The organism is Emticicia sp. (genome assembly GCF_049241225.1).
In the GTDB taxonomy this organism is placed as follows: domain Bacteria; phylum Bacteroidota; class Bacteroidia; order Cytophagales; family Spirosomataceae; genus Emticicia.
This window is the reverse complement of the sequence record NZ_JBMLRC010000083.1, coordinates 5,224-11,775: the sequence shown is the minus strand read 5'-3', so window position 1 is coordinate 11,775 and position 6,552 is coordinate 5,224. Positions and strand designations below refer to the sequence as shown.

The 6,552-nt window shown below is 36.9% G+C and carries 3 protein-coding genes; 1 reads left to right on the top strand and 2 read right to left on the bottom strand.

Annotated elements, in window-relative coordinates:
- Together ACOVO2_RS05225 and ACOVO2_RS05220 are read right to left on the bottom strand one after the other, a co-directional pair.
- Positions 1-1,347: RagB/SusD family nutrient uptake outer membrane protein (locus ACOVO2_RS05225; RefSeq protein ID WP_421768950.1), on the bottom strand; the 1,347-nt coding region annotated here is incomplete at its 3' end.
- Positions 1,348-1,369: 22 nt separating this feature from the next.
- Entirely contained in the window at positions 1,370-4,480 is a 3,111-nt protein-coding gene (locus ACOVO2_RS05220) for a SusC/RagA family TonB-linked outer membrane protein (protein ID WP_421768949.1), read from the bottom strand.
- Positions 4,481-4,701: 221 nt separating this feature from the next.
- Between ACOVO2_RS05220 and ACOVO2_RS05215 the strand changes: the two genes are divergently transcribed.
- The coding region (locus ACOVO2_RS05215) for a CRTAC1 family protein (protein ID WP_421768948.1) at positions 4,702-6,552 on the top strand (1,851 nt) is incomplete at its 3' end.

Below are 6,552 nucleotides of genomic sequence, written 5' to 3'. Positions count from 1 at the left end.
AACAGCCTCAAAAACTTGAGCTTTATTGCTACAAGGATAATTTTTAGTAGGATAAGGAGGCATATCCACAGATTTTCTTGCTCTTACTTGGTTCATTAATGTGATGGCTCTGGCTGAGTTTCCGAGTTCGTTTTCACATTCAGCAAGCATTAGAAGCACATCAGCGTAACGCATTACACGCATATTGATACCGCTGGTGGCAAAACCAGAGTTTGATTTATAGAGTAAAGAATATTTTCTCCAAGCTAATTTGGTGTCAGCTCCATCTACTTTTACTGGGCTACCAGGTCCTATTTCACCCATTACATCTTTACCGCTATTAAAGCTATCACCTTTCTTCCAGAATGACATATCAAAGCGTGGGTCGTTTTTAGCATCTCCTTTTGATACTCTTTCGTAGGCATTTGCTATTTTGGCAGATGGCACTAAGTTACCCCAACCTATTGGCGAATACTCTTGAGAGCGAATTGACTCTTCTTGCAAACTATTACCGTCACCATCTGGTCCACTCCAATTGAAGGCTCCGTTTGAATTAGAGAATACTATTTCAAATATTGACTCAGCATTAAACTCTCCTTCTTCGTTAGTAAGGTCAAGATAATTATCTATTATTCTATATCTTCCAGAATTTACCACTTTATCTAACTCAGTTTTTGCACTTGCATAGTCGCCTTGCTGTAAAAAAGCACGAGCTAATAAAGTCTGAGCTGCAGCTTTGGTAGCTCTACCAGCCTCGCTGGCTGGGTAGCTATCTGGCAAAGCGGCTTCTGCTGCCTTTAAATCATCCACCACTAATTTGTACACATCTTGTATAGTAGCTCTTCCTTTTGAACCTTCAACAGATTTTACATATTCGGTGTTTAAAGGTACGCCACCCCAAAGTGTTCCTAACTCAAAGTAAGCCAAAGCACGCAAAAATTTAGCCTCACCAGCTACTCGTGTTTTTATAGCATTAGAAAAAGTAGCATTTGTTTTGGCCGAACTTTCTATAACCACATTGGCTCTGTGTATAACTCTAAACCAAGCTGTGTACACATCTCTTGCAACAGCATTGTTAGGGTCGTTTGAACCAATAAGTAATTGACTGCGAGGTGCTTCGAGTTGTGCTCCACCTGTTGCCATTTCATCGCCACGAAGGTCATGTACAAAAAACCACTCTCTGGCACCAAGACCAAAGCCTTGTAATAAGGCATAAACTGAATTAACTCCTGCTACAAGTTCAGCATCGTTAGTGAAATATGTTTCAAACGTAACCCCATTTGGATTTACTTTTTCCAAATCTTTTTCGTTACAGCTTAATATAGTAGAGAGTCCAATCACTCCCGTTAACATTAATATTTTTTTCATTGTCTTCTTTTTTAAATTTTCATTAATTCAAACTAAGATTTATACCTACAGTCAAAGTACGTGCCTGAGGAAAATTACCCGTATCAATACCATTATTGATTTCAGGGTCATAACCAGTGTATTTGGTAATTGTAAGTAAATTTTGACTGGTAACGTAAAAACGAGCTTTAGTTAGGATATTGTTTGTCATTTTTGACAATTTATTAGATGGCAAAGTATAGCCTATAGAAAGATTTTTAAGTCTCAAATAAGAACCATCTACTATAAATCTGTCAGAAATTCTGGCATTTTGGTTAGGGTCACCAGTAGCTATACGTGGTACATCAGTATCTGTATTAGTAGGAGTCCATGCGTCGAGTACATCAGTGGTTGCATTGAAGAATCTCAACATACCTTGACCTAAATATTTAGTTCCATTAAATATTTTGTTACCATATACCCCTTGGAAAAAGATTTGGAAATCAAAGTTTTTGTATGTACCACCATAATTTAAACCATAGTTGAATTTAGGTAAATAACTTCCTAAATAGGTTCTATCATTCGCATCAATTTTACCATTTCCATCTAAATCCTTAAATTTGATATCGCCAGGTCTTGTAAATTCAAATTGATAAGGTGTTTTTGAATCACCATCAGTGCTATTGGCTGCAGCAATTTCGGCTTCACTTTGAAATATACCAGCAACTTGCCAGCCATAGAATGAACGGAATGCCTGACCAGCCTCCGTACGCCAAGAATCACCACCAAAATCTTGTCCGCCACCACCATTAATGGTAGCATTTGGTGTTGCCAAACTTAGAACTTTGTTTCTGATTAAATCGAATGTACCCGAGATGGTTGATTTCAAATCACCTGCGTCAAGGCGGTAGCCAAGTGATATTTCGATACCTCGGTTTTGTAAACTACCTACGTTAGCCAATGGACTATTTGAGTAACCCAATGATTGAGGAAGTGGTACAGACAACAATAGACCATCTGTTTTACGTTCAAATAGCTCGGTTGTGAAGGTAACTTTATTGTTAAACAATGAAAGGTCAACACCTATATTCTTGGTGATAGTTTCTTCCCATCTCAAACCTGTGTTACCCAAACCATTAAAATATGAACCTAATTGAGTACCATTACCAAATGAATAATTGGTATTGTTGGCTTGAATCAATGGCTGCCATGCATAATCACCCAATGAGTTATTACCTGTTACACCATAGCTTGCTCTAAGTTTTAACTCAGATACAGCCTTAAGATCTTTCATGAAAGACTCTTCACTAATTCTCCAACCAGCAGATACCGATGGGAAAGTACCCCACTTATTACCCGGTGCAAATTTTGATGAACCATCACGACGTACAGAGCCACTCAATAAATATTTACCACCAAACTCATAGTTCAAACGACCAATATATGAGATTAAGCTGTTGGCAGTAGTGTTGGTTGTGCCTGCAAGATTGGCAGCACCCTGTATTTCTTGAATATTATTGTCGGGACGTTGGCCAGAAAGATTAATACCACTAAACTGTGCGTCTTGCTTTTCAGCAACTGCAGTAGCATTTATATAGTGCTTATCAAATGTTTTGTCAAAAGTCAACTGATTAGTAATAACTGTTGAAAAATATCGTCCTCTTTGTTGAGCTATTGTAGCAGTATTTGGATTACCGTTATTTCCGTCAAAATAAATTGGGGTGAAAGTTCTGGCTATATTACTAGAGTAGTCAACGCCTAAGCTAAATCTATACTTCAACCAATTAGTTAATTTAACATCAGTAAATATAGAACCTAACAATTTATAAGTATTGTTATTTGCGTTTTTTTGAATTATATTAGTGATACTCAATGGGTTAACAGGGTCAGTACCATCAAATGAATTGGACGGAGAACTGTAACCACCTAACTTTGTAGGGTCTTCAGTTGGATGAATTGGAGACATACGGATAATGTTCATTATTAAACTTCTACCACCTACTTGACCTTCACCAATACGGCTATCATTTGTAAACATTAAAGTTTGACCTACAGAAATAAATTTATTAAGGTTATGGTCTGTATTCAAACGAATGCTTTTACGTCTATACTCTGTAAAAGGAATTATCCCTTCTTGATTAAAACTACCCAACGATAAATAAAATTTAGATTTATCTGTACCGCCAGAAAGACCCAACTGAGTATTATTGATAGGAGCATTCTGGAACATAATATCTTGCCAGTCGTTATCTGTTTGAGCGAAAGTTTGTGTAGCCCCCGGATACACAGGTTGGTTCAAATTAGAAAAACGTGGAATCGAGATAGGGGTAGCAGCTGAAGCAGCCATTGCTTTACCATAATTAATAAAATCAGCAGCTTTGAGAAGGTCTAATTTTTTCCAAGCTTGTTGTGTACCCACATACGAGTCCAGCGTGATATTCAATTTACCTGATTTACCTTTTTTAGTAGTAATTAAAATTACACCATTTGAGGCTCTTGAACCATAGATAGCAGCAGCACTGGCATCTTTCAATACTTCTATAGACTCTATGTCATTTGGAGCTATCGTATTAAGTGCACCACCAGGTATACCGTCAATAACATATAATGGGTCAGAACTAATACTAATCGAACTAATACCCCTCACACGTACCTGAGGTTCGGTTCCTGGGCTACTGCTGTTTACAACTTGAACACCAGCTACACGACCTTGCATGGCTTGTGTGGCACTAATAACTGGTTGTGTAACTAAATCTTTGTTTGTGATTGAAGATACTGCACCTGTCAATGATGTTTTCTTTTGTGTACCGTATCCAACCACTACAACTTCTTCCATTAGACTTTCGTCAACTTCTAACGAAACATTAATTTCTCTCTGGTTACCAACCTTTCTTTCAGTGGGCTTATAACCTAAAAAGCTAAACACTAAAGTATTCTCTTGTGTTGCTGCCAATTCAAATCGTCCTGATGCGTCGGTGATAGTACCTTTATTCGCACCTTTAATTGTAACGTTTACGCCTTGAAATACCTCACCGTTTTCATTTTTGACAACACCTCTAACCTGTGCCATTAGTGTGCTGAACGAAAACAGAGACAATGCTAAAATCAACAATAGCCTTCTCGAGCTTTGAGAATTCTCTTGATAATTGATTGGATTGAAATTGTTTTTTTTCATTTTGAGAAAGTTGATTTTATAATGATAGAATTTGTATTATTGTGCCGAAATGACTTATGTGTCATTTATACACATTTAAATACGTGTCAAAAGTACACATAATAATTTTCAAAAAAAGAAAATGTTACTTTTTTTTTATAAACTAGTATTATTTTGACATAAAATTATTTCTATCTCGAAATAATTAATTAAAATCACAGTCAATTACAATTTTATAATTTATGAAATCAATTATAATTACATCGTTTTGCTTAGTAATACTGTTCGGCTGCCAACCAAATACCCAAAAACTATTCGAAAAAGTATCAAGCAGCCATACTAAGATAGATTTTGTAAACTCACTCAAAGCAAGCGAAGAACTCAACGCATTTACGTTTACGAATTTCTACAACGGTGGGGGGGTGGGTATCGGAGATTTTAATAATGATGGATTTGAGGATATTTTTCTCACTGGAAATCAAGTGAGTTCGGAATTGTATTTGAATAAGGGAAATACCGACGGTGAAGACTTAGGTTTTGAAAAAATTACTCAAGAAGCTGGGGTTTCCACTAATCGCTGGTGCAATGGGGTTTCGGTCGTAGATATTAATAATGATGGCTGGGACGACATTTATGTTTCGGTGGCTGCTCACCCAAGCATGAAAGAAACCCGAAATTTATTATTCATCAATCAGAAAACTAAAAAACCAAGCTTTAAGGAACAAGCCGCTGCTTATGGACTTGATTATGCTGGCTATACGACGCAATCAGTATTTTTTGATTATGACACCGATAGCGACCTCGATGTATTTTTGTTGAATACTTCACCCGACACCCAAAATACGAGCTATCTAAGACCAAGAGTTGATGATGGTTCGCACCCTTCGGCAAGCAAACTTTTCCAAAACTACGCTACTGCTGATGGTCATCCTGTTTATAAGGATGTATCAAAAGAGGCAGGAATACTTTACGAAGGTTTGGGATTGGGTGTGGTGGTTTCTGATTATAACAATGATAATTTGCCAGATATTTACTGTTCCAACGATTTTTTGAGTTCTGATGTACTTTATCTGAATAAAGGCAACGGAACATTTGAAAATGTAGTGAAAGACGCCATGCCTCATACGGCCATGTCGGGCATGGGTGTTGATGCTGCCGATATTAATCAAGACGGAAAAGTAGATATTTTTCAGCTTGATATGCTACCCGAAGATAATGCTCGACAAAAACAAATGCTCGGAAAGCACGAATACGATAAGAAAGAAATGAGCGTTAAGCCACCTTATAACTATCAGCTTCAATATATGCGTAATGTATTGCAAGTAAATGTAGGAAATGACAACGGGATTCCGCAATTCAATGAAAATGGACTTTTGGCTGGTGTGGCTCGCACCGATTGGAGTTGGAGCACCTTACTTTGTGACCTTGATAACGATAAGTTAAAAGATATTTTTATCTCAAATGGTTATAGAAAGAATGTGACTGACCTTGATTTTATTAGTTATTACCGAAGCCAAAATATGTTCGGAACGAATGAAGCCAAAAGTGAGAATCGTTTGAAACTACTCGAAAAAGTGCCCGAAATTCAACTGAAAAATTATGCTTATCGCAATAACAATAACCTTGATTTTGAAAATGTTTCGGCAAGTTGGGGCTTAGACGAACTTTCGTATGCCAATGGTTCGGCTTTTGCCGACCTTGATAATGATGGCGACCTCGATTTAATCATCAATAATATTGATAGTGAAGCATCAATATTTAAAAATAATACTGAAAAACAAACACAAAATACTTCACTAAATATAAGATTTGAGGGTGATAAAAAAAATGTGCATGGAATTGGAGCAAAACTAACAGCTTGGATTGGCGGTGAAAAGCTTTTTTTTGAGAATTATCCTGTGAGGGGATACCTTTCATCAATGCCAAACACTATTTCAGTAGGTACGGGAAAGGCACAAACGATTGATTCATTAATGGTTATGTGGCCCGATGGAAAAGTACAGAAAAAAACAAAAGTTAGTGTCTCGCAAAAAAGACTAACCTTAAAATACTCAGAAGCACAATTACACTTGAAGTCAGATTTTTCGAAAAAA